Source organism: Clostridium cylindrosporum DSM 605 (genome assembly GCF_001047375.1).
GTDB classification, from domain to species: domain Bacteria; phylum Bacillota; class Clostridia; order Clostridiales; family Caloramatoraceae; genus Clostridium_AB; species Clostridium_AB cylindrosporum.
Genome location: NZ_LFVU01000008.1, coordinates 16,228 through 36,552, shown reverse-complemented (window position 1 = coordinate 36,552; position 20,325 = coordinate 16,228). Strand labels below are relative to the sequence as shown.

Genomic DNA, 20,325 nt, shown 5'->3' with positions numbered 1-20,325 from the left:
TGTGTAGCTGACTGATACTAATAGATCGAGGGCTTAATCTTGATTAAGTTCAAAAGAATGCTGTGCAGTTTTCAAAGAACTATCTTTGAAATGCATCAAGTGATGATGGCAGAGAGGATACACCCGTTCCCATTCCGAACACGAAGGTTAAGCTCTCTAACGCCGATAGTACTAGTCTGGAGACGGACTGGGAGGGTAGGAAGTCGCTTGGTTTAAAAATGTTCCGCGGTAGCTCAATGGTGGAGCACTCGGCTGTTAACCGATAGGTTGGAGGTTCGAGTCCTCTCCGCGGAGCCATTTTTATTTTTTGACGATATTAAATGCAATCTTAATTTAAGGTTGCATTTTTTATTTTTTGTATTTAATTATATAAGTTATAAAATATGGTAATAATATAAGCTATAAGAGTATATAAAAGCTTGATTATATCCTAAGATATAGTTTTGTTAAAATTAATTATAAAAGGAGGATAGAAATAATAGTCTAAAATATACATTTATGTATTTAAGATTATTATAAAATATTATGAAAAAGTTCGTGTACCCTATAGTAATTATTTTTACCATGTCTACATTGATATGGGGATTTCAGATTTTTAGTAGTAAGAAAAATAACTTATCAAGTCCAGAAAAAATAGTATACACTGATACTAAAACCATTCCTGATAACTATACTCCAGAGATGGCAAAGTCTAAAGGGGATGTTGTTATAGTTAATACCCAAATATATAATAAGCAAAAACTTGATAAGTTTTTGCAGAGTATAAAGGAAAAAAGACTTGATAAGGTACAGATTGTATCCTATACAAATGAAGGAGATGCATTAATAGAACAGCTATACTATGATGGCCAAATGATAAAATTAATAACAGATAATACAAGAAATAAAGAGGCATTAAGTAATCAAAAAGAAGTTAATACTTATGATGTAGCTGAAATAGTAAAGCAAATTAAGGATGAAGGCACAGTATATGTAGCTAATCTTTTAAATGGAGAAAGTTTTGATATTGCTTATTTTAAAAAATAAAATTCTATTAGGGAAAAGTCCCAATAGCTTATATAAAGGCTATTGGGATTACTTTTTAGAAATAAATTTATTATCTTTAATATAAAATCTCCAAGGGAAGTCTTTAGCCTCTTCAGCATAGTCAATATTAATTCTCTTAGAAATAACAATATTTTCAATAGATATATCTTCATTTTCAGTTATATAAAAATCCTCTGATAATAGGTCTTTAGCATTCTGCTCTTTATTAATACCCATGGCTATACATAGCTTACCAGGTCCATTAGATAAATTAAGGACTTGTTTTTTTGTGAGGTTTTCGTATAAGACTCCATATCGATCAAATGCCATATCATCAAGTCCAGTTAAAGGTTCAAGAGCTCGAATGAGAATTGCACAGGGTTCATTAACTTTTTCACTTACAACATTCATACAGTGATACATACCGTAAATAAGGTATACATAGGATGTGCCACCTATATTAAAAATAGTTTCAGTTCTAGGTGTTTTTTTATAGTTATAAGCATGACAAGCTTTATCCATTGATCCTATATATGCTTCAGTTTCAACTATTTTACCTATTCTTGGTTTACCATTAACAATATGAACGAGGTTCTTGCCTAGAAGGTTTTTAGATACGCTTAATGTATCCTGAAGGTAAAAATCTCTGCTTAGTTTTTTCATGATACTCTCCTTAATAATAGTTAATAATTAGTATTATAATTTTTAATTGTAAATATACAAGTTATATTATAGGGACAATAATTTGATATAATATCTATTAATAGGATAAAATGTATAAAATGGTATAAAATAGTCGTAATTTATGATAATATTTAATGGTATGAATATTTTAGGAGGGATAAAATGAAACTATTTAAAAAGATTTTATTAGCATCATTTATGCTAGTTTTTATGCTTTCATTTGTAGCCTGTAATAAGGAAGAAAATAAGGCTAAAGAGGGAAGTGTTAAGGGAAATACGATAAAGGTTGTTGCTACTTCTGAGGATTATAAAACATTATTTGATAAGTTTACAAAGGAGACAGGGATAAAAACAGAAGTTTTATCAATGTCATCAGGTGAAGTTCTTTCAAGAGTTAAGGCAGAGGGAAAAAGTAAGATGGCAGATCTTTGGTTTGGTGGAGGAATTGACTCATTTATGTCTGCTAAAAAAGAGGGATTATTAGCTACAGTTAGTTTTGACTCTGCAAGTAAAATTGATGCAGAGTTTAAAGATGTAGATAATCAATGGTTTAGTAAGGGTGTTACCGTTGTTGGGTTTATAGTTAATCCTACATTACTAAAGGAAAAAAATATTCCAGAGCCAAAAACTTGGGATGATTTAAAGAAGGCTGAGTATAAGGATCTTATTATAATGTCAAATCCAGCAATATCAGGAACAAATTATGCTGTTATAAATTCTATACTTCAAAGTAAAGGTAATGATGCTGGATGGAAATACTTTGAAGATTTAAATAAGAATATTAAATTCTATAGTAAAAGAGGAAAAGATCCAGCACTTAAGGTATCTGAAGGGGAGTTTGCTATAGGAATTACATATATAGATAAAACTTTAGATAAGATGATAGAGGAAAAGGGATTAAGGATAATATATCCACAGGATGGTATGCCATGGATACCAGATGGAGTTGCAGTATTTAAGGATTCAACTAATGAAGCAGGGGCTAAGAAATTCATAGAGTGGTTATATAAAGATGAAAATTTAAAAGAGCTTGTTAATATAGATAAGAAGAATACATTAAAGCTTGTTATGCCATCTCTTACTGGGGTTCAACTTGATTTTGATAAGGAAAAGTTACTTAAAGTAGACCTTAAGCTATTTGGTGAGCAAAGAGAGGCTATACTAGCTAAATGGAAGGATCTAATAGGAAGTAAGGCTGGAGAATAATGAAATCAAAGTTTAAGAAGGTATCTAAATTAGATACCTCTTTTTATAATCTTTTGGATAAAGGATTAATTAGTATAGTTTTAATCCTTTGTATAATATTTATTTTATATCCTATTATATGTTTAATGATTCAAAGTATAAAAGTTGATACTAGTATCTCCTTTAAATTATATGAAAACATAATAGAAAAAAATAAAAGGTTACTATTTAATAGTATATTTGTAGCTACTTTATCAGGGGCTATATCAACGATACTCTCTTTAATCATAGCTTTAAGAATACATAGCTTTTCTTCTATTATAAATAAGCTAGGTAAGATTATTTTGATGTTATCTATGATATCACCACCCTTTGTAGCATCACTTGCATATATACAGTTATTTGGTAGAAGAGGATATATAACATATCATTTTCTAGGAATAAACTATGATCCTTATGGAATTCATGGAGTAATAATAATGCAGGTAATAGGATTTATTCCATTAAGCGCACTTATGATACTTGGGGTTATAGAGAAAGTTGACAAAAGACTTTTAAAGGCATCACTGGACCTTGGTTCAAGTGAAAATAAAGCAATTATAAGTGTGCTACTACCTCTTATAAAACCAGGAATAATTGTATCATTTCTTCTTACATTTGTAAGAAGTCTTGCGGACTTTGGAACAGTAACAATTATAGGTGGGAGTTTTGAGACCATAGCTACTGAAATATATATGGAGATAATTGGATATGCTAATTTCAGTAATGCAGCAGCAATGAATTTTCTTCTAGTGCTACCTGCAATTATAATTTTTATACCATATAGAAGGAATATGAGAAGATTAAATCAGTTATCTAAGGATAATGAATTAGAAAATAATGATGATTTTAAATTATTACCTAGGGGAGGATTAAAATCTTTACTTTCAGTATTTACTATAGGATTTATAGCTATAAGTTTACTACAGTACGGATGTATATTCCTATCCTCTATATCTAAATTTTCAAGAGGGAATCTTATATTTACAACAGAGTATATTAAGTATATTAGGGAATATAGTATGGATAGTTTTATAAGAAGTATAACATATGCTTTTATAGCTGGGATATTTGGTAGCTTGCTTGGAATTATAATTTCATACTATATAGATAGAAGAAGGATAATAGGGGGAAGGAGTATCGATTTTATAACAACCCTTCCATATATATTACCGGGGACTTTCTTTGGAATATCATATATATTAGCCTTTAACAGTTTTCCATTTCCTCTAACAGGAACAGCTTTTATAGTAGTTATTAATTGTATATTTAAGCAAATTCCATTAACAACAAAAATATCAAGTGCTGTATTAAGTCAAATAAGTATAGACGTTGAACACGCTGCAAGGGATATTGGTGCAAGTAAATTCCATGTAATCAAGGATATTATACTTCCAAATGCTAGGGAGGCATTTTTAATAGGCTTTGTTAATAATTTTATATCTACTATGACAACCATAGGTGCCATAATATTTTTGATATATCCAGGAAAAGAGGTTGCAACCGTAAAGCTATTTGATGCAATAAATAGTGGTGAATATGGTGTAGCCTCTATGATAGCGGTTATCATAATACTAATAACCCTAAGCATTAATACTATATTTACATCGTTTATATCAAGAAAGAAGGTGGGATAATGCAGTTAATAATAAACAATATCTCTAAAAGATTTGGAGAAAAATATGTTGTTAAAGACTTTAATCTTAATATTAATAAAGGTGAAATATTATCTATTCTTGGACCATCGGGATGTGGAAAAACAACAGTTTTAAAGATGATAGGTGGATTTTTACATCCGTATTCAGGAAGTATAATACTTGATGGAGAGGATATTACAACTCTTCCACCTGAAAAGAGAGAAGTTTCAACTGTTTTCCAATCATTCGCCTTGTTTCCTCATATGAAGGTAATAGATAATATAGTATATGGTCTTAAATTTAAAGGATATTCAAAGAGAGAAGCACTTAAGAAAGGTGAGGAGTATTTAAGTTTGATAGGACTAATTGAAGAGAGAAATTCCTATCCTTCAACTTTAAGTGGTGGACAAAAGCAAAGAGTTGCTCTTGCTAGAAGCCTAATATTAAATCCTAAGGTGCTCCTTCTTGATGAAGCATTAAGTAGTTTAGATGTTAATCTAAGAGTTAAAATGAGAAGTGAAGTAAAGGAGATAGGAAAAAGATTTAATACAACAATGATATTTGTAACCCATGACCAGGATGAAGCACTTTCAATATCAGATAAAATAGCTGTAATGAATATGGGGTGTATACAGCAAATAGGAAGTCCTAGAGAAATATATGAAAACCCAAGTAATAATTTTGTCAGAAATTTTCTAGGTGAATGTAATAGCATTGCTATTAAAGATAAAGAGATCAATATAAGACCAGAGAAAATTAGATTAATTAGTATTAGTGAGAAGAATATAGTTGGAAAAGCAGTTTTGAATGGAATAGTTAGAAAAAAGGTATTTATGGGTTTTTATATACAGTATGAAGTAGAATTAGAGAATAAGGAAGTTTTAACAGTTAGAGAATTGGATGAAAAAGATGAATTTTGTATAGAAGAGTGTGTTAAAGTGGTCATTTAATAATACTAACTTATATTATAAAGTTCTAGAATTGTTAATAATTCTAGAACTTTTGTGCTAATTATGGTCTACATACTTTACATGCTGTATATCCAGACTTAATTGCCTTGCTTTTATCAATAGAAATTTTGCTATGACTTAAATATCTGCAACTATCCCTGTGATATTTGTGTCCAGTGTTAGTTATGTACACAATAGCAGTCTTTTTTGTTTTTGAAGCAGCATAAGCAACTTTATTAGTTTCAGCTAATGAAGTTCCAAAACTACTTCCAGTTAAAATTATAAAAGATAATAATAACGAAGCTATAATTGATTTTAATCTATTCACATAATCACCTCCAACTTACATAAATTCGATAAAAAAAGTGATTTTCCTTTTAAATGTGATAAATAACGATCTTTTTATTCATTCCTATAATAAAGGTAGGGTTTTAGATTGTGGTTTATATTGGCATTTAAGAGAATTTGTATATAGATTCTTTTAAACTACAAGATTTATAGGGAATTATGAAATATTTTATTTTGTAATTATTGACACCAAAACCTATATATCATATAATTCCTATAAATAGAGTAGGTATTATATAATATTTGTTTAGGGGGAACATATATGGGTGAAAGATTTAAGGTCTATGAGATATTAAATGAAAAAAGTGTTATAGATTATGTTAAAGTTAAGCTTGATTATTTCACTGAAGAGAGTAGTTTAATATCAACTGAAATTGGGGACGGAAATTTAAATTATGTTTATAGGGTTGTAGATACTAATACTAAAAAGTCTATAATTATAAAACAATCAACTCCAGAGGCTAGAATATCAAGTGATATTAAGGTTTCAGTTGATAGAAATAGAATAGAGTATGAAATGTTAAGTATTCAAAATAAGTACGCAAAGGGTCTTGTACCAGAGGTTTATGGCTACGATAATATTATGAATCTTATTATCATGGAAGACTTATCAGACTATAATATACTAAGAGGGGAACTTGTAAGCCATAAGAGGTTTAATAATTTTTCTGATAATATTACAGATTTTTTAGTTAATACTCTTTTATTAACTAGTGATGTTGTATTAGACTCAAAGGAGAAAAAAGAACTTCAAGGAAAGTTTATAAATCCAGATCTTTGTGAAATAACAGAAAACTATGTATATACATATCCATTTGTAGAGGATGAAAGCTTTGTTTTCCCTCCTATGTTAGAGTTTGTTAAAGAGGAAATCTGGGGAGATAAAAGACTACTTCTTGAGATATCAAAGTTAAAGTTTGATTTCTTAACTAAGGGACAAGCGTTAATACATGGAGATTTGCATACAGGTTCTATTTTTGTAAAAGAGGGAAGTATAAAGGTTATTGATCCGGAATTTGGATTCTACGGACCAATTGGTTATGATTTGGGAAATGTTATAGCTAATTTATTATTTGCTTACCAAAATGCAGATAAGACTATTGATAATATAGGGGAAAATGAAGACTATAAGATTTATATAGAGAGTTTAGTAAAGGATATTATATATAAATTTAAATTAAAGTTTAGTGAAAAATGGGATGAATTTATAACTGAAACTTCAGCGAAGGTAGATGGATTTAAAGAATATTATCTAAATTCTATATTAAGTGACTCATTTGGAGTAGCTGGGACTGAGATTATTAGAAGAATAGTTGGAATTGCAAAGGTTAAGGATATTACTGTAATTTTAGATAATGATAAAAGGGCTGAAGCTGAGAAGTTTCTTTTAACACTTGGAAAAAGATTTATCTTAGAAAGAGATAATTTCAAAGGGGAAGAGGACTTTATAAATGCTCTTCATGAAGTTGAAAAGCAGTTCTAAGGAGGATACATGGAAAATATACAAGGCATCAAATCTGTTTATTTAGATGATGAAAAAAATATAGTTGTAATACTTGATCAAACCCTTTTACCAAGGGAAAAGGTATTTCTTGAAGTTGATAAAATAGAGGATTTATACGAGGCGATCCACTCCTTAAGAGTAAGAGGTGCTCCTGCAATAGGTATTGCAGCTGCATATGGAGTATATCTATTTACAAAACTTGTAGAAGCTGGTGACTTTGAAAGTCTTTATGAAGCATTTAAGAAAAATAAAGATTATATAGAATCATCAAGACCTACAGCTGTTAATCTATCATGGGCTTTAAAGAGAATGGAAAATAGATTAATAAGTGAAAAGGATAAAAAAGTAGATGAAATTAAGTTAGCTCTTTTAGATGAAGCAAACCAAATTAGAGAAGAGGATGAGGCTGTATGTAAGGCAATAGGAGAGAATGCATTAACTCTTTTAAAAGATGGATATGGACTACTTACACATTGTAATCCTGGTGGAATTGCAACTGCAAAGTACGGAACAGCACTTGCACCAATTTTTCTTGGACTAGAGAGAGGTGTTAACTTTAAGGTATTTGTTGATGAAACAAGACCACTTCTTCAAGGGGCAAGACTTACTGCATGGGAGCTTCATGAATCTGGAGTTGATACAACTTTAATATGTGATAATATGGCGGCTACAGTTATGAATCAAGGGAAAGTAAATGCTGTACTTGTTGGATGTGACAGAGTAGCACTTAATGGAGATTCTGCAAACAAAATAGGTACGATGCCACTTGCAATAGTAGCAAAACACTTTAATATACCTTTTTATGTATGTGCACCAATTTCAACAATAGATATTAGCTGTAAAGATGAAAATGATATAGAAATTGAAATTAGAAATGGTGATGAGATAACAGAAAAGTGGTATGAAAATAGAGTTGCTCCAAAGGGTGTAAAAACATATAATCCATGTTTTGATGTAACTCCAAATAATCTTATAACAGCTATAATTACTGAAAAGGGAATAATATATCCTCCTTTCCATGAGGGGATTAAGAAACTATTTGAAGGGGATAAATAACAATATGAAAAAAGACTATATAGAAGATATTGCTAAAGTAGCAGATAGAATAAGGTTAAGAGTTTTAGAACATAGTATAAAAAATAATGGAGGGTATTTAAGTCAGGCATGCTCTTCAGCAGAAATATTTGCTTCACTATACCTTAAAATAATGAATTTATCAAAAATACGTAAACCTATGATGCCAAAGAGCTTTCCTGGTGTTCCAAGTAACGATAACAAAAAGTATTTTACAGGTGAAAACTTTAACGGGATAAAAAATGAAGTATATGACAGGTTTTTTCTATCACCTACCCATTATTCATTAGTTTTATATGCAGCACTTATTGAAGCAGGAAGAATGCATGAAGATGGACTTTTAGAGTTTAATAAAGATGGAAGTGTAGTTGAGATGATAGGTGCTGAACACTCTCCAGGAATGGAAATTATGACAGGCTCTTTAGGACAAGGTATAAGCCAAGCAGCAGGTATTGCAATGGGAAGAAAGCTAAAGGGAGACAAAGGTAAGGTCGTAATTTTCATGTCAGATGGAGAATGTCAATCAGGGCAGTTTTATGAAGCTATAGAAACTATAGGATACCATAAATTAGATAATATATTAGTTTATGTTGATATAAATGGTTATCAGTGTGATGGTCCAACAGAAAGTGTTATGTCTATTGAACCATTTGATAAAAGATTAGAGTCATTTGGTATTCGTGTGTTTAGAGTAGATGGTCATAACATAGAAGCGCTTGTTAAGTACTCTGAAATTCCATCAGATGGTAGACCTACATTTGTACTTTGTGATACAAATCCAACAAATAAAATTCCTCTTTTAAACAAGAGAAAGCCTAAACTTCACTATTTAAGATTTAAGGATCAAAGTGAAAAGGACGAGTACAAGGATTTTTACCAAGAGTTTAAGCAGAAAGTAGAAATTTAAGGAGGATTTTAAATGGAAATTTTATCAAAGGTACATGCGAAGAATTTAGTTGAGTGGGCAAAGGATAAAGAAAATACAGTTGTTTTATCAGCTGATTTAACAAGCTCAACTGAAATAGAAGAATTTAAAAACGCTTATCCAGATAGATTTTTTTCAATGGGTATTGCCGAACAAAATATGTTAAGTTTTGCAGGAGGTCTTGCAAGAGAAGGGTTTATTCCACTTATTCATACATTTGGAGTATTTATATATAGAAGAGCCTATGATCAAATTGCAATGTCAGTTGCATATCCGAACCTTCCTGTTAGAATGTTTGGGTTTCTTCCAGGGGTAACTACGCCAGGTGGAGCAACTCATCAAGCTATTGAGGATATATCTGTAATGAGGTCCCTTCCTAATATGACGATTTTAGAGTGCGGGGACGCAACAGATGTTGAAAGTATATTAAAGATAACCGAGGGGATTAAAGGACCTGTTTACATTAGAATGCTAAGAGGAGAACTACCAAGATTATTTGATAAAAATAAGCCAACTGAGTTTAAAAAGTCACGTGTAATAAGTGAAGGTAGTGATATTGTTATAGCATCAAGTGGTGTGTGTACTGAAGAAGCTATACGTGCAACAAGTGCTTTAAAAGAAAAGGGACTATCAATTCATCATGTACATGTTACAACCTTAAAGCCATTTGAAGATGAGGAATTATTAAGTGCTATAGAAAAATCAAAATATGGAGTTATTACAATGGAAAATCATTCTGTAATAGGTGGACTTGGAAGTATTATAGCAGATGCAATGGCTGAGAGAGGTATAGGAAAAAGATTATATAAAATAGGAATTAAGGATGTTTTTCTTCATGGAGCTAGTAAAGCATACTTAATGAAGGAATATGGACTTGATGCTATTGCTTTAATAGAGGCAGTTGAAAAGGTTGTAGGTAAAAGGTTTAGAATAGATGAGGAAAGCCTTGAAAAAGCCTTTGTTGCAGCTGTTCATAGCCTTGCTAAACCAGAGGCACTTTAAATTTTAGAGGTGAATTTATGTATTTTAGTGATAAGTTTTTAAATCTTTCCGGGGAAAGATTTAGTGTTTTATATAGAATATTTGGAAGTGAAAAAGAAGTTTTTTCTATTGCAAATGATATAACTGTAGAACAAACAGTAGAGTTTCCATATGAATGTCTTCCACTAGGGGATATTAAGGAATCTATAGTAGGTAAAATAGAAGAGGTTCAAAGGTATGATGAAGAAAGCTATAAGGTAAAGATAAGTTATGCAGTTGAAATTGTTGGTGAGGAATTTACACAGTTTCTAAATGTTCTTTTTGGAAATATTAGTATGAGAGAGAACATACAGCTTATAGATATAGAACTATCTGGGACTATTCTTAGCAATTTCTCTGGACCAAGGTTTGGGGTAGAAGGAATTAGAGATATAATTGGTGTTTTTGATAGACCTATTATTTTTAGTGCATTAAAGCCTATTGGCCTTTCAAGTGAGGAACTTGCATCTATTGCATATGACCTTGCGCTAGGAGGAGTAGACGTTATTAAAGATGACCATGGTATAGCTGACCAAAGTTTTTCAAGATTTAGTGAAAGAGTTAAGCTATGCACAGAGGCAGTAAATAAAGCTAATAAGGTAACAGGAAATAAGTCTATATATGTACCAAATATAACTGGAAGCTATAGAAATGTAATTAAAAGGGCTAAGGAGGCAAAGGAAGCTGGAGCTGGTGGAGTTTTAATTTGTCCAATCCTTACAGGATTTGATGTAATAAGAGAAATTTCAAATGATGATTCAATAAACTTACCAATATTTAGCCATCCTGCCTTTATAGGAAGTTTTGCAGTGAATAAATTTGGAATATCACATAGTGCTATATTTGGACTTATTCAAAGATTATCTGGAGCAGATTGTAGCATATTCCCAAACTATGGTGGTAGATTTTCCTTTAGTACAGAGGAGTGCAAGAGTATTTTAAATGGATGTACTAGGGAGTTTTATAATATAAAGCCTATATTCCCATCTCCAGCAGGGGGAATGACACTAGGAAAAGTAGAAGAAATTATAAAGTTTTACGGTAAGGACACAATGCTTTTAATAGGTGGGGGATTATTCCAAGGTGAAAAAGGTCTTTTAGAAAATTGTAGAGATTTAAAAAAGGCTATTGAAGAATTTAAGTAATAAAAAATACTAAGGTCATAGGAAATGTTTCCTTTTGGCTTTAGTATTTTTATTTTTTATGTATAGAATTTACTAATAAATACTTTAAACATAAAAAATGGTTAACTAGAAGTTAATGGAGTTATAGCTTTGTTATACTAGTTAACATATGATTTTTAAATTTAAGCTATTTATAAATCCTTTAACCTAAGTATTAGTATACGACCAGAATAAATTCATCCTTATTTTATGAATTAAGTATGTTAATTATGTTAATAATGTGTAATGTAATGTTAAGGGTACTTAATTTTAAGTTAACCTAGAATTGATAGAAGTAGGGGCCCTTAATTTCTATAATGAAGTTGTAATAATGATTTTCTGATTTTTGAAAGGAGATTTATGATGGGAAAGTTTAAGGGAATTGTAGTAGGTACGCTACTTGCGGTAATGGCAGTAAGTGCAGTAGGTTGTACAAAAAAGGAAGAGGCTAAGAAAAATGATATTACTGGACAAGTTAAGGTAGATGGGTCAAGTACAGTTGCCCCTATTACTCAAGCTGTAACAGAAGCTTTTAATGGAGAATATCCTGGAATCAAGGTTTCAATTGGTATATCTGGAACAGGTGGCGGATTTAAAAAGTATGTTGCAGGGGAAACAGACATAAACGATGCTTCAAGAGCTATTAAGCCAGAGGAAGAAGAAAAGGCTAAGGCTAAGGGAATAGAATCAGAAAAGCTTGAAGTGGCATATGACGGAATTGCAGTAGTTGTTAGTAAAGAAAATAACTGGGTAAAGGATATAAAAGTAGAGGACTTAAAGAAGATTTGGGAGCCAAATTCTAAGGTTAAACTTTGGAGTGATGTAAATCCTGCATGGCCAAAGGAACCAATTAAGCTATATGGTCCAGGAACAGATTCAGGTACATTTGAGTACTTTACTGAGGCTATAAATGGTAAGGCTAAGGCTATAAGAACAGACTTTACTGCAAGTGAAGATGATAACGTTCTAGTTCAAGGTGTTTCAAATGATAAATATGCTATGGGATATTTTGGGGCTGCATACTATGAAGAAAATGCAAATAAACTTAATGCTCTTAAGATTAATGGTGTAGAACTAAAGAAGGAAACTATAGCTGATAAGACATATGCACCACTTTCAAGACCATTATACATCTATGTTTCAAAAACAGCAGCTAAGAGACCAGAAGTTGCAGAATTCTTAAATTTCTACATGAAAAATGTTAAGGATTTTGTTAGCGCAGTTGGATATTTCCCACTAGAAGACGCTAAGTATCAAGAGGGAATTAACAAAGTTAAAGAAATAACGACAAAATAAACTGTTATTATAAAAATAAATACTACAAAATATATCAAAAAGAGGTTATTATATAGTAGGTAACAATTTGCTTATTATTAATAACTTCTTTTTTAATATTTTTTTATAGTTATAGGAAAACTAAGTTAACAAAATATTAATCTAGAATTCTTATTACTATAATAAAGTGCTTAAATGTTAAGTGGATTTAACATTTAATTAACCTTATAGACTAGAATATACATAGTCAAAAATCTATAATCAAATTGTATCGAAATTTACGGAGGATTGAAAGGAGATATCCAAATATGAAAAAACTTAGGGGATTAGTGGCGATAGCCGTAATTGCTGTTACATCACTAACTGCTGTAGGTTGTGGTAAAGGAGATACCTCATCAGGCTTAACTGGTAAAATAAAAATTGACGGGTCAAGTACAGTAGCACCTATAAGTCAGGTTGTGTCAGAATATTTTAATGAAGAGCATAGAGATGTTAGAGTTTCAGTTGGTACATCAGGTACTGGTGGAGGATTTAAGAAATTTTATGCTAATGAAATCGATATAAATGATGCCTCAAGGGCTATAAAAGAGGAAGAAGCTGAAAAGGCTAAGAAAAATGGTGTGGAAATGCAGGAGTTTGAAATTGCATACGATGGTATAGCAGTTGTTGTTAACCCTGGAAATAACTGGGTAAATGATGTTTCCACAGAAGATCTTAAGAAAATATGGGAGCCAAACTCTAAGGTGAAAATGTGGAGTGATATTAATCCTGCATGGCCTAAAAAAGAAATTAAATTATATGGACCAGGAACAGATTCAGGTACATTTGACTACTTTACTGAGGCTATAAACGGAAAAAGCAAATCTATTAGAACAGATTTTACAGCAAGTGAAGATGATAATGTTTTAGTGCAAGGAATAGCAAATGATAAATATGCATTAGGATATTTTGGAGCAGCCTTCTATGAAGAAAATAGTAGTAAGTTAAAGGCACTTAAAGTAAATGGAGTAGAACTTAATGCTAAGTCAATAAGTGATAAGACATACTCACCACTTTCAAGACCTTTATATATATATGTAAACAAGAAATCATTTGAAAGACCAGAAGTACACAAATACTTAACATACTACATGACAAGAGTTAAGGAGTTTGTAACAGAGGTTGGATACTATCCATTAGAAGATAAAAAATACGAAGAAGCTTTAAAGAAGGTTAATGAACTAGCAGGGAAGTAACAATCTAAATTTAACAACTTGGTACTTTTATCCCTGCCCTAGCAAAGGGAGGATTGAAATGAGAAAAATTAAATTCGCAAGTAAAGCTAAGGTACAAAAACAAGAAAAAGTTGTTAAGGCCTCATTGCTTGCACTAGGGGTAATATCTGTACTTATTACCATAGGAATTATTTTTTCACTATTAGAAGAGACTTTTGGGTTTTTTAAGGAAGTGTCTATAGTAGAATTTTTAACAGGTACACAATGGACACCTTTATTTAATGACGCACATTTTGGAGTTCTTCCATTAGTAGCAGGTACACTATTAATAGTTATATTTGCAGCGTTAATTTCTATTCCTATTGGTCTTGGAGCAGCTATATACTTAAGTGAATACGCTCCAGCTAAACTTAGAAAGATAATTAAGCCAATTCTTGAAATACTAGCGGGTATACCATCAATTGTATATGGATACTTTGCTGTAACTACTATAACTCCTATTTTAAAGGCAATATTTCCTGATATAAGCGTTTTTAATGCACTTAGCGCAGGAATTGCAGTTGGTATAATGACTATACCTATGGTTTCATCATTAAGTGAAGATGCTATGATGGCAGTACCAGATTCATTAAGACAAGGGGCCTATGGACTTGGTTCTACTAAATATGAAGTTGCAACAAAAATAGTTCTGCCAGCTTCAATATCAAGTATAGCAGCATCATTTATACTTGCAATATCAAGAGCTATTGGAGAAACAATGATTGTTGCAATGGCAGCAGGTTCAACTCCAAAGCTTACTCTAAATCCACTAGAGAGTATACAAACAATGACGGGATTTATAGCACAGGTTAGTATGGGAGATGTTCCTTATGGTTCTATTTCACATAAAACACTTTATGCAGTTGGAACACTATTATTTATTATAACTTTAATACTTAACATTATTTCTAAAAGAATCGTTAAAAAGTATAGGAGGGCACTATAGTGGAAGAAAGAGACATTCAAAGAATTAAGAAAAGACAAATGAAAAACTCAATATTCCATGGAATTTTATTCGCTTGTACCATGTTTGGTATAGTAATGCTAGCTATTCTTTTAATTGACGTACTTATTAAGGGACTACCATGGCTTAGCGGAAAGTTTATTGCTAATTATCCTTCAATACTTCCAAAGAGAGCAGGTATATTCCCAGCACTACTAGGTAGTTTATGGATTATAGTATTAACAGCTTTAATAGCATTTCCTATTGGTGTTGGAACGGCTATTTATCTTGAGGAATATGCAAAAGAAGGCAAATTTACTGAATTTATAAAGCTAAATATTGCGAACCTAGCAGGGGTTCCATCAATTATATATGGTATATTAGGTCTTACTATATTTGTTAGAGTACTTGGAATGGGAAGAAGTATACTAGCAGCATCATTTACTATGGCACTACTAGTTCTTCCTATAATAACCCTAGCTGCACAGGAAGCCTTAAGAACTGTTCCATCATCACTTAAGCAAGCATCATATGCACTTGGAACTACTAAGTGGCAAACTGTTACAGGTGTTATTCTTCCATATTCTATTCCTGGGATTCTTACGGGAACAATCCTTGGTATATCAAGAGTTCTTGGAGAAGCTGCGCCACTTATAGTTGTTGGAGCAGTTGGATATATATCATTTGCACCAACTAATCCAATGGATCAGTTTACAGCTCTTCCAATCCAGATATTTAACTGGTCTTCAATGCCAAAGGCAGAGTTTGAACATCTTGCAGCAGCAGGTATTATTGTACTTCTTGCTATGCTACTACTAGTAAATTCAATAGCTATAGTACTAAGAAACAAGTACCAAATCAAAATGAAGGATTAATGTAAGAAGGTGAGCACTATGGACGCTAAAATAAAAATAAAAAACATGGATTTTTATTATGGAAATAATAAAGCGCTTAAAAATATAAATATGGACATATACGAAAAAAAGGTTACTGCTTTTATAGGGCCATCAGGTTGTGGTAAATCAACATTCTTAAGAAGTTTAAATAGAATGAATGATTTTATTGATGGCATTAAGGTAGAAGGACAAATTGAGGTTAATGGAGAAGATATATACGCAGAGAAGGTAGATTCAGTTGAACTTAGACGTAACATAGGAATGGTATTTCAAAGACCAAACCCATTTCCTAAAACAATATATGAAAATATAGTTTACGGTCTTAGGAAAAATGGGGTTAAGGATAAAGAACTTTTAGATGAAGTAGTTGAAAGTACTCTAAAGTCTGTTGCGCTTTATGACGAAGTTAAGGATAAGATTCATAAATCAGCTCTTGAACTTTCAGGGGGACAACAACAAAGACTTTGTATTGCAAGAGCAATAGCTATGCAGCCAGATGTTATTCTAATGGATGAACCTACATCTGCACTGGACCCTATATCTACTCATAAGATAGAAGAACTAGTTCTTGATTTAAAAGATGAGTACACTATTATAATGGTAACCCACTCTATGCACCAAGCAGCTAGAATCTCAGATTATACTGCATTTTTCCTTAATGGAGAGGTTATAGAGTACGATATAACAAAAAATATTTTCTCTAACCCAAAAGACAAGAGAACAGAGGATTATATAACAGGTCGTTTCGGTTAGAAGAAGGGGGTAAAGAAATGAGTAGAGAGCATTACTCACAAAAGCTTCTTGATGTTAAACATAAAGTTCTAACAATGGGTTCTATGGTGGAAAATGTTATTAATATGTCTGTTAATGCATTAAAAAGCGGTGACATAGAACTTGCTAAAAGAGTATATGAAGAAGATGATAAAATAGATCTTTTAGAAATAGAAATAGAGCAAGAATGTATGACATTACTTTTACTTGAGTCACCACTTGCAAAGGATCTTCGTATAGTTTTAACTGCACTAAAGTTAATAACAGATCTTGAGAGAATGGGAGATCATGCAGTAAACATTGCAAAAATCACCCTTGAAATTGGAGAAGAACCTCTTATAAAACCTCTTATAGATATTCCTAAGATGGCAGAGATATGCCAGGACATGGTAAGGTTAAGTCTTGATGCATTTGTTAAAGAAGACATAACACTTGCTGAAAATGTAGCTCAAATGGATGAGCAAATTGATACAATGTATGAAAACATAGTTGAAGAGTTATTTAGACTTATAGCTGAGCATAATGATAACATTAAGCAAGGAACAAAACTTTTATTTGTTGGTAGATTCCTAGAAAGAATAGCGGATCATACTACAAATATATGTGAAAGACTTGTTTATATGGTAACAGGTGAAAGACAAGTATTTAATTAATATAAAAAACACAGTAGAGTATATCCTCTACTGTGTTTTTTAGTTACTATTTAATTCTACCTATATTATTAAATGGAAAGAATCTAAAGATTGCATGTCCCTTTATGTTCTCAATAGGAACAGGTCCTATATTTCTACTGTCTTCACTTACTTCCCTATTATCTCCTAGTACAAAAACATAGCCCTCTTTAATTGATATTTTAAGGTCGTTGTCTGTATAGGTATTAGGATCCAGATAGGTTTCATTAAGATGTTTATCATTAACATAAACCCCACCATCCTTTATTTCAACAGTATCTCCAGGAAGTCCGATTATTCTCTTTATATATATACCTTGGCCTTTACTACCTGGATCAAATATAATAATATCCCCATGTTTAAAATCTTTTTTGAATAGGCTAACTTTTTCAACACCAAGCATATCCCTATTATGTAGAGTTGAGTACATAGAATCTCCTGAAACTCTAATTATATCAAACAAATATGTTTTTAGTAAAAATGTTAGTACAAAAGCAATAACTATACATACTATCCATTCTACTATTTTAGATAATGCACTTTTCAAATGTCTCCCTCCTATCTAGATTTATTATATACCTATTTACATAAAAAATGATAGGGAAATAGGGAATAAAAACAAATAATTAATTAAAAGTTTATATTTACACCTTATTTCCTGTTTTAAATTTATTTAAAAGAGAAAACTATTTTAGAGGTGATAAATATGTCAAAATACACTTTAAGAGTAAGAGATACTACTGGTTTAAAAGGTGAAATTAAAGGAGCTGTAGAACTTCTTAAAACAGGGGATTGTTTAGCAATTTTTACAGATGATAATACAAATAGAGAAAGTATATTAAATGCCCTTGAGGGAGAGGATTTATCATATAAATACAAAACCGAAGGAAACAATGAGTATATATTAGCTAAAAAGGACAATAATATATAGTAATGAAAATCAATAGAAGAATAGCGAAATTAAGTGAAAGTATCAATAATTTAAAGATAAATTAACTAAACAGAAACTTTTATTTGAATTTAGGCCAAAACCTACTTTTTTAGGATTTTGGCTAATTTATTAAGTGAGTTATAATATAATTAAGTTAAAGGTCAAAGAAAGTCAAAGATAAAAATGAGGTGATTCAGTGGCAAGACTTAGTGATGTTATAGAGGAATTTATTAAAGAAATGTTCGAAGAAACAGCACAAGACGAAATTTTAATTCAAAGAAACGAGTTAGCTAATATATTTCATTGTGCCCCTTCTCAGATAAATTATGTATTAACAACAAGGTTTACATCAACAAAGGGATATTACATTGAAAGTAGAAGAGGCGGTGGTGGCTGTATTAAGATCACTAAGATAAATATATCTGAAGATGATTATATAAAAGGTGTAATACTTAAAAATATAGGTGAGAAAGTAAGCCAAAGAGAGGCTTTTCAATATATAGATATTTTTAAGGATGAGGGACTTATAAATTCTAGAGAGGAAAATATCATGAAGTATGCTGTATCTGATAATACTTTAAGTGTTATCTCCTCCAAGGATTATGTAAGAAGTAATATTTTAAAGGCGATGCTTATAAGTGTTTTAAATTGATTATTTTAATTAAGGAGGTAGGTTTATGTTTGGAGATGCATTTATATTTGAACCATTAGGTATAACAAATTACAAAAGAAAAGTTTGTCCTTTATGCAATATGGATATTGAAACCTACAAGAGAACAGGAAGACTTGGATGTAGTAAGTGTTATGAGATATTTAATGAAGACCTGAATCCTATAATTAAAAGAATTCATGGAAAAACAGAGCATATAGGAAAAACTCCATCAAAAGTAGATATAAAGCTAAATAATGAATTAGATAAACTTAAAAAGGAGCTTAATCTAGCGGTAGAAAGGGAAGATTATATAGAGGCGGCAAGACTACGGGACTTAATAAAGAAAAAAGGTATTACTGAGGCGTGAGGTGATATATGTGAATAATGAATCAGTGGTTATATCAAATAGAATTAGGCTTGCTAGAAATCTAAGTAATATGCCATTTCCAAGTAAGCTAGATGATACTCTAGCAAAGAGAGTAGAGGAAAGGGTTACTTCATCTATAAAGGAAAGTAACTCATATATATCAAAGGACTTTGAATTAATAAAGATAAATGAAATTAAAGCCTACGATAGACTGTCATTAGTTGAAAAACATTTGATTAGTAAGGAGCTTTTAAATTCAAATAAAGGTGCTGCTCTTATTAATAGAGATGAGACAGTATCTATTATGATTAATGAAGAAGATCATATTAGGCTTCAAGTTATAAATAAGGGTTTTGATATTGAAAAAAGTTTTGATTTAGCAAATAAAATAGATGACTTAATAGAAGAAAGTTTAACATATGCCTATGATCCTCAATATGGATATCTTACAAGCTGTCCAAGTAATATAGGAACAGGACTTCGTGCATCAATGATGCTTCATCTTCCAGCTTTAAGCAAAAATGGACTTATTCAAAAACTTAGCAATAGCATAGGGAGTTTTGGAATGACGATTAGAGGGCTTTATGGAGAAGGAAGTGAAGGTTTCGGGAATATGTATCAAGTGTCTAATCAAGTGTCCCTTGGAGTATCAGAGAAGGATATAATAGAGGCCATAACAAATGTAACTAATAAAATTATAAAAGATGAAATAAAGGCTAGACAAGCTCTTATATCTAAAGGAAAAGTTGAGTTTGAAGATTCAATATTTAGATCTTTGGGAATACTAAAGTATGGTAAATTATTTTCAGCTATTGATGCATTAAATTTATTATCTAATGTTAGATGTGGCGTAGAAATGGGAATAATTAATGATATTGAACTAAAGGATATAAATAATGCTATAGAAACTATTCAGTCAGGTAATATTCAAAGAATATCATCGAAGGAAATGACTCCTAGGGAAAGAGACATAGAAAGAGGAAAAATACTTAATAAATTGTTTAAGTAAGG

22 protein-coding genes, 1 tRNA gene and 1 rRNA gene are annotated in these 20,325 nt (G+C 31.2%); 21 read left to right on the top strand and 3 right to left on the bottom strand.

Annotated features, from left to right (window positions below):
- Nucleotides 1-95 precede the first annotated feature (95 nt).
- The 3 genes from rrf to CLCY_RS04885 all read left to right on the top strand — a co-directional run bounded on the left by rrf (nt 96) and on the right by CLCY_RS04885 (nt 1,026).
- Nucleotides 96-212, top strand: a 5S ribosomal RNA gene (gene rrf, locus CLCY_RS04895).
- A 10-nt stretch (nt 213-222) separates the two neighbouring features.
- Nucleotides 223-297 (top strand) — tRNA-Asn (locus tag CLCY_RS04890).
- A gap of 228 nt (nt 298-525) precedes the next feature.
- A complete protein-coding gene (locus CLCY_RS04885) occupies nt 526-1,026 on the top strand; it encodes a DUF4362 domain-containing protein (protein ID WP_082141717.1) in 501 nt (166 codons plus the stop codon).
- A gap of 48 nt (nt 1,027-1,074) precedes the next feature.
- On the opposite strand, the gene CLCY_RS04880 is transcribed toward CLCY_RS04885, so the two are convergent.
- Nucleotides 1,075-1,689, bottom strand: a complete 615-nt coding sequence (locus CLCY_RS04880) for a DNA-3-methyladenine glycosylase (protein WP_048570017.1) — start codon at nt 1,687-1,689, stop codon at nt 1,075-1,077.
- 183 nt (nt 1,690-1,872) lie between these two features.
- On the opposite strand from CLCY_RS04880, the gene CLCY_RS04875 reads away from it, so the two are divergent.
- The 3 genes from CLCY_RS04875 to CLCY_RS04865 are packed head-to-tail and all read left to right on the top strand — an operon-like array spanning nt 1,873 to nt 5,521.
- A complete protein-coding gene (locus tag CLCY_RS04875; RefSeq protein ID WP_048570016.1) occupies nt 1,873-2,916 on the top strand; it encodes an ABC transporter substrate-binding protein in 1,044 nt (347 codons plus the stop codon).
- Nucleotides 2,916-4,571: an ABC transporter permease gene (locus tag CLCY_RS04870; protein ID WP_152668105.1), complete on the top strand. Its 1,656-nt coding sequence runs from the start codon at nt 2,916-2,918 to the stop codon at nt 4,569-4,571. Before CLCY_RS04875 ends, CLCY_RS04870 begins: the two co-directional genes overlap by 1 nt.
- Nucleotides 4,571-5,521, top strand: coding sequence for an ABC transporter ATP-binding protein (locus CLCY_RS04865; RefSeq protein WP_048570014.1), 951 nt, complete (start codon nt 4,571-4,573; stop codon nt 5,519-5,521). The genes CLCY_RS04870 and CLCY_RS04865 overlap by 1 nt, the downstream gene beginning before the upstream one ends.
- 61 nt (nt 5,522-5,582) lie before the next feature.
- Here CLCY_RS04865 and CLCY_RS13315 read toward each other — a convergent pair whose 3' ends face one another.
- The gene (locus tag CLCY_RS13315; protein WP_053083267.1) at nt 5,583-5,849 is read right to left on the bottom strand and encodes a hypothetical protein; all 267 of its coding nucleotides are present in this window, start codon (nt 5,847-5,849) and stop codon (nt 5,583-5,585) included.
- Nucleotides 5,850-6,131: 282 nt separating this feature from the next.
- On the opposite strand from CLCY_RS13315, the gene mtnK reads away from it, so the two are divergent.
- The 11 genes from mtnK to phoU all read left to right on the top strand — a co-directional run bounded on the left by mtnK (nt 6,132) and on the right by phoU (nt 17,346).
- Complete coding sequence (mtnK, locus tag CLCY_RS04855) at nt 6,132-7,352, top strand: S-methyl-5-thioribose kinase (RefSeq protein ID WP_048570013.1); 1,221 nt, start codon at nt 6,132-6,134, stop codon at nt 7,350-7,352.
- A 9-nt stretch (nt 7,353-7,361) separates the two neighbouring features.
- Complete coding sequence (mtnA, locus tag CLCY_RS04850; protein ID WP_048570012.1) at nt 7,362-8,429, top strand: S-methyl-5-thioribose-1-phosphate isomerase; 1,068 nt, start codon at nt 7,362-7,364, stop codon at nt 8,427-8,429.
- A gap of 4 nt (nt 8,430-8,433) precedes the next feature.
- The gene (locus CLCY_RS04845; RefSeq protein WP_048570026.1) at nt 8,434-9,354 is read left to right on the top strand and encodes a transketolase; all 921 of its coding nucleotides are present in this window, start codon (nt 8,434-8,436) and stop codon (nt 9,352-9,354) included.
- A 12-nt stretch (nt 9,355-9,366) separates the two neighbouring features.
- Nucleotides 9,367-10,374: a transketolase family protein gene (locus tag CLCY_RS04840; protein ID WP_048570011.1), complete on the top strand. Its 1,008-nt coding sequence runs from the start codon at nt 9,367-9,369 to the stop codon at nt 10,372-10,374.
- A 17-nt stretch (nt 10,375-10,391) separates the two neighbouring features.
- Nucleotides 10,392-11,537 (top strand): RuBisCO large subunit C-terminal-like domain-containing protein, encoded by a 1,146-nt coding sequence (locus CLCY_RS04835; protein ID WP_048570010.1) that lies wholly within the window; start codon nt 10,392-10,394, stop codon nt 11,535-11,537.
- Nucleotides 11,538-11,918: 381 nt separating this feature from the next.
- On the top strand, nt 11,919-12,851 hold the full coding sequence (locus tag CLCY_RS04830) for a PstS family phosphate ABC transporter substrate-binding protein (protein WP_048570009.1): 933 nt from the start codon (nt 11,919-11,921) through the stop codon (nt 12,849-12,851).
- Between the two features lie 287 nt (nt 12,852-13,138).
- The gene (locus CLCY_RS04825; protein WP_048570008.1) at nt 13,139-14,065 is read left to right on the top strand and encodes a PstS family phosphate ABC transporter substrate-binding protein; all 927 of its coding nucleotides are present in this window, start codon (nt 13,139-13,141) and stop codon (nt 14,063-14,065) included.
- A 58-nt stretch (nt 14,066-14,123) separates the two neighbouring features.
- Nucleotides 14,124-15,029: a phosphate ABC transporter permease subunit PstC gene (gene pstC, locus CLCY_RS04820; protein WP_048570007.1), complete on the top strand. Its 906-nt coding sequence runs from the start codon at nt 14,124-14,126 to the stop codon at nt 15,027-15,029.
- On the top strand, nt 15,029-15,901 hold the full coding sequence (gene pstA / locus CLCY_RS04815) for a phosphate ABC transporter permease PstA (RefSeq protein WP_242844938.1): 873 nt from the start codon (nt 15,029-15,031) through the stop codon (nt 15,899-15,901). The genes pstC and pstA overlap by 1 nt, the downstream gene beginning before the upstream one ends.
- 18 nt (nt 15,902-15,919) lie before the next feature.
- The gene (gene pstB / locus CLCY_RS04810) at nt 15,920-16,675 is read left to right on the top strand and encodes a phosphate ABC transporter ATP-binding protein PstB (protein ID WP_048570006.1); all 756 of its coding nucleotides are present in this window, start codon (nt 15,920-15,922) and stop codon (nt 16,673-16,675) included.
- 17 nt (nt 16,676-16,692) lie between these two features.
- The gene (gene phoU / locus CLCY_RS04805; protein WP_048570005.1) at nt 16,693-17,346 is read left to right on the top strand and encodes a phosphate signaling complex protein PhoU; all 654 of its coding nucleotides are present in this window, start codon (nt 16,693-16,695) and stop codon (nt 17,344-17,346) included.
- A 46-nt stretch (nt 17,347-17,392) separates the two neighbouring features.
- Here phoU and lepB read toward each other — a convergent pair whose 3' ends face one another.
- Complete coding sequence (gene lepB / locus CLCY_RS04800) at nt 17,393-17,911, bottom strand: signal peptidase I (RefSeq protein WP_048570004.1); 519 nt, start codon at nt 17,909-17,911, stop codon at nt 17,393-17,395.
- A gap of 159 nt (nt 17,912-18,070) precedes the next feature.
- Here lepB and CLCY_RS04795 point away from each other — a divergent pair, with 159 nt between their 5' ends.
- The 4 genes from CLCY_RS04795 to CLCY_RS04780 all read left to right on the top strand — a co-directional run bounded on the left by CLCY_RS04795 (nt 18,071) and on the right by CLCY_RS04780 (nt 20,323).
- The gene (locus tag CLCY_RS04795; RefSeq protein WP_048570003.1) at nt 18,071-18,295 is read left to right on the top strand and encodes a hypothetical protein; all 225 of its coding nucleotides are present in this window, start codon (nt 18,071-18,073) and stop codon (nt 18,293-18,295) included.
- A 196-nt stretch (nt 18,296-18,491) separates the two neighbouring features.
- Entirely contained in the window at nt 18,492-18,947 is a 456-nt protein-coding gene (locus tag CLCY_RS04790; protein ID WP_048570002.1) for a CtsR family transcriptional regulator, read from the top strand.
- A gap of 25 nt (nt 18,948-18,972) precedes the next feature.
- On the top strand, nt 18,973-19,314 hold the full coding sequence (locus CLCY_RS04785) for a UvrB/UvrC motif-containing protein (RefSeq protein ID WP_053083265.1): 342 nt from the start codon (nt 18,973-18,975) through the stop codon (nt 19,312-19,314).
- Nucleotides 19,315-19,324: 10 nt separating this feature from the next.
- Nucleotides 19,325-20,323, top strand: coding sequence for a protein arginine kinase (locus CLCY_RS04780; protein WP_242844937.1), 999 nt, complete (start codon nt 19,325-19,327; stop codon nt 20,321-20,323).
- Nucleotides 20,324-20,325: the final 2 nt, after the last annotated feature.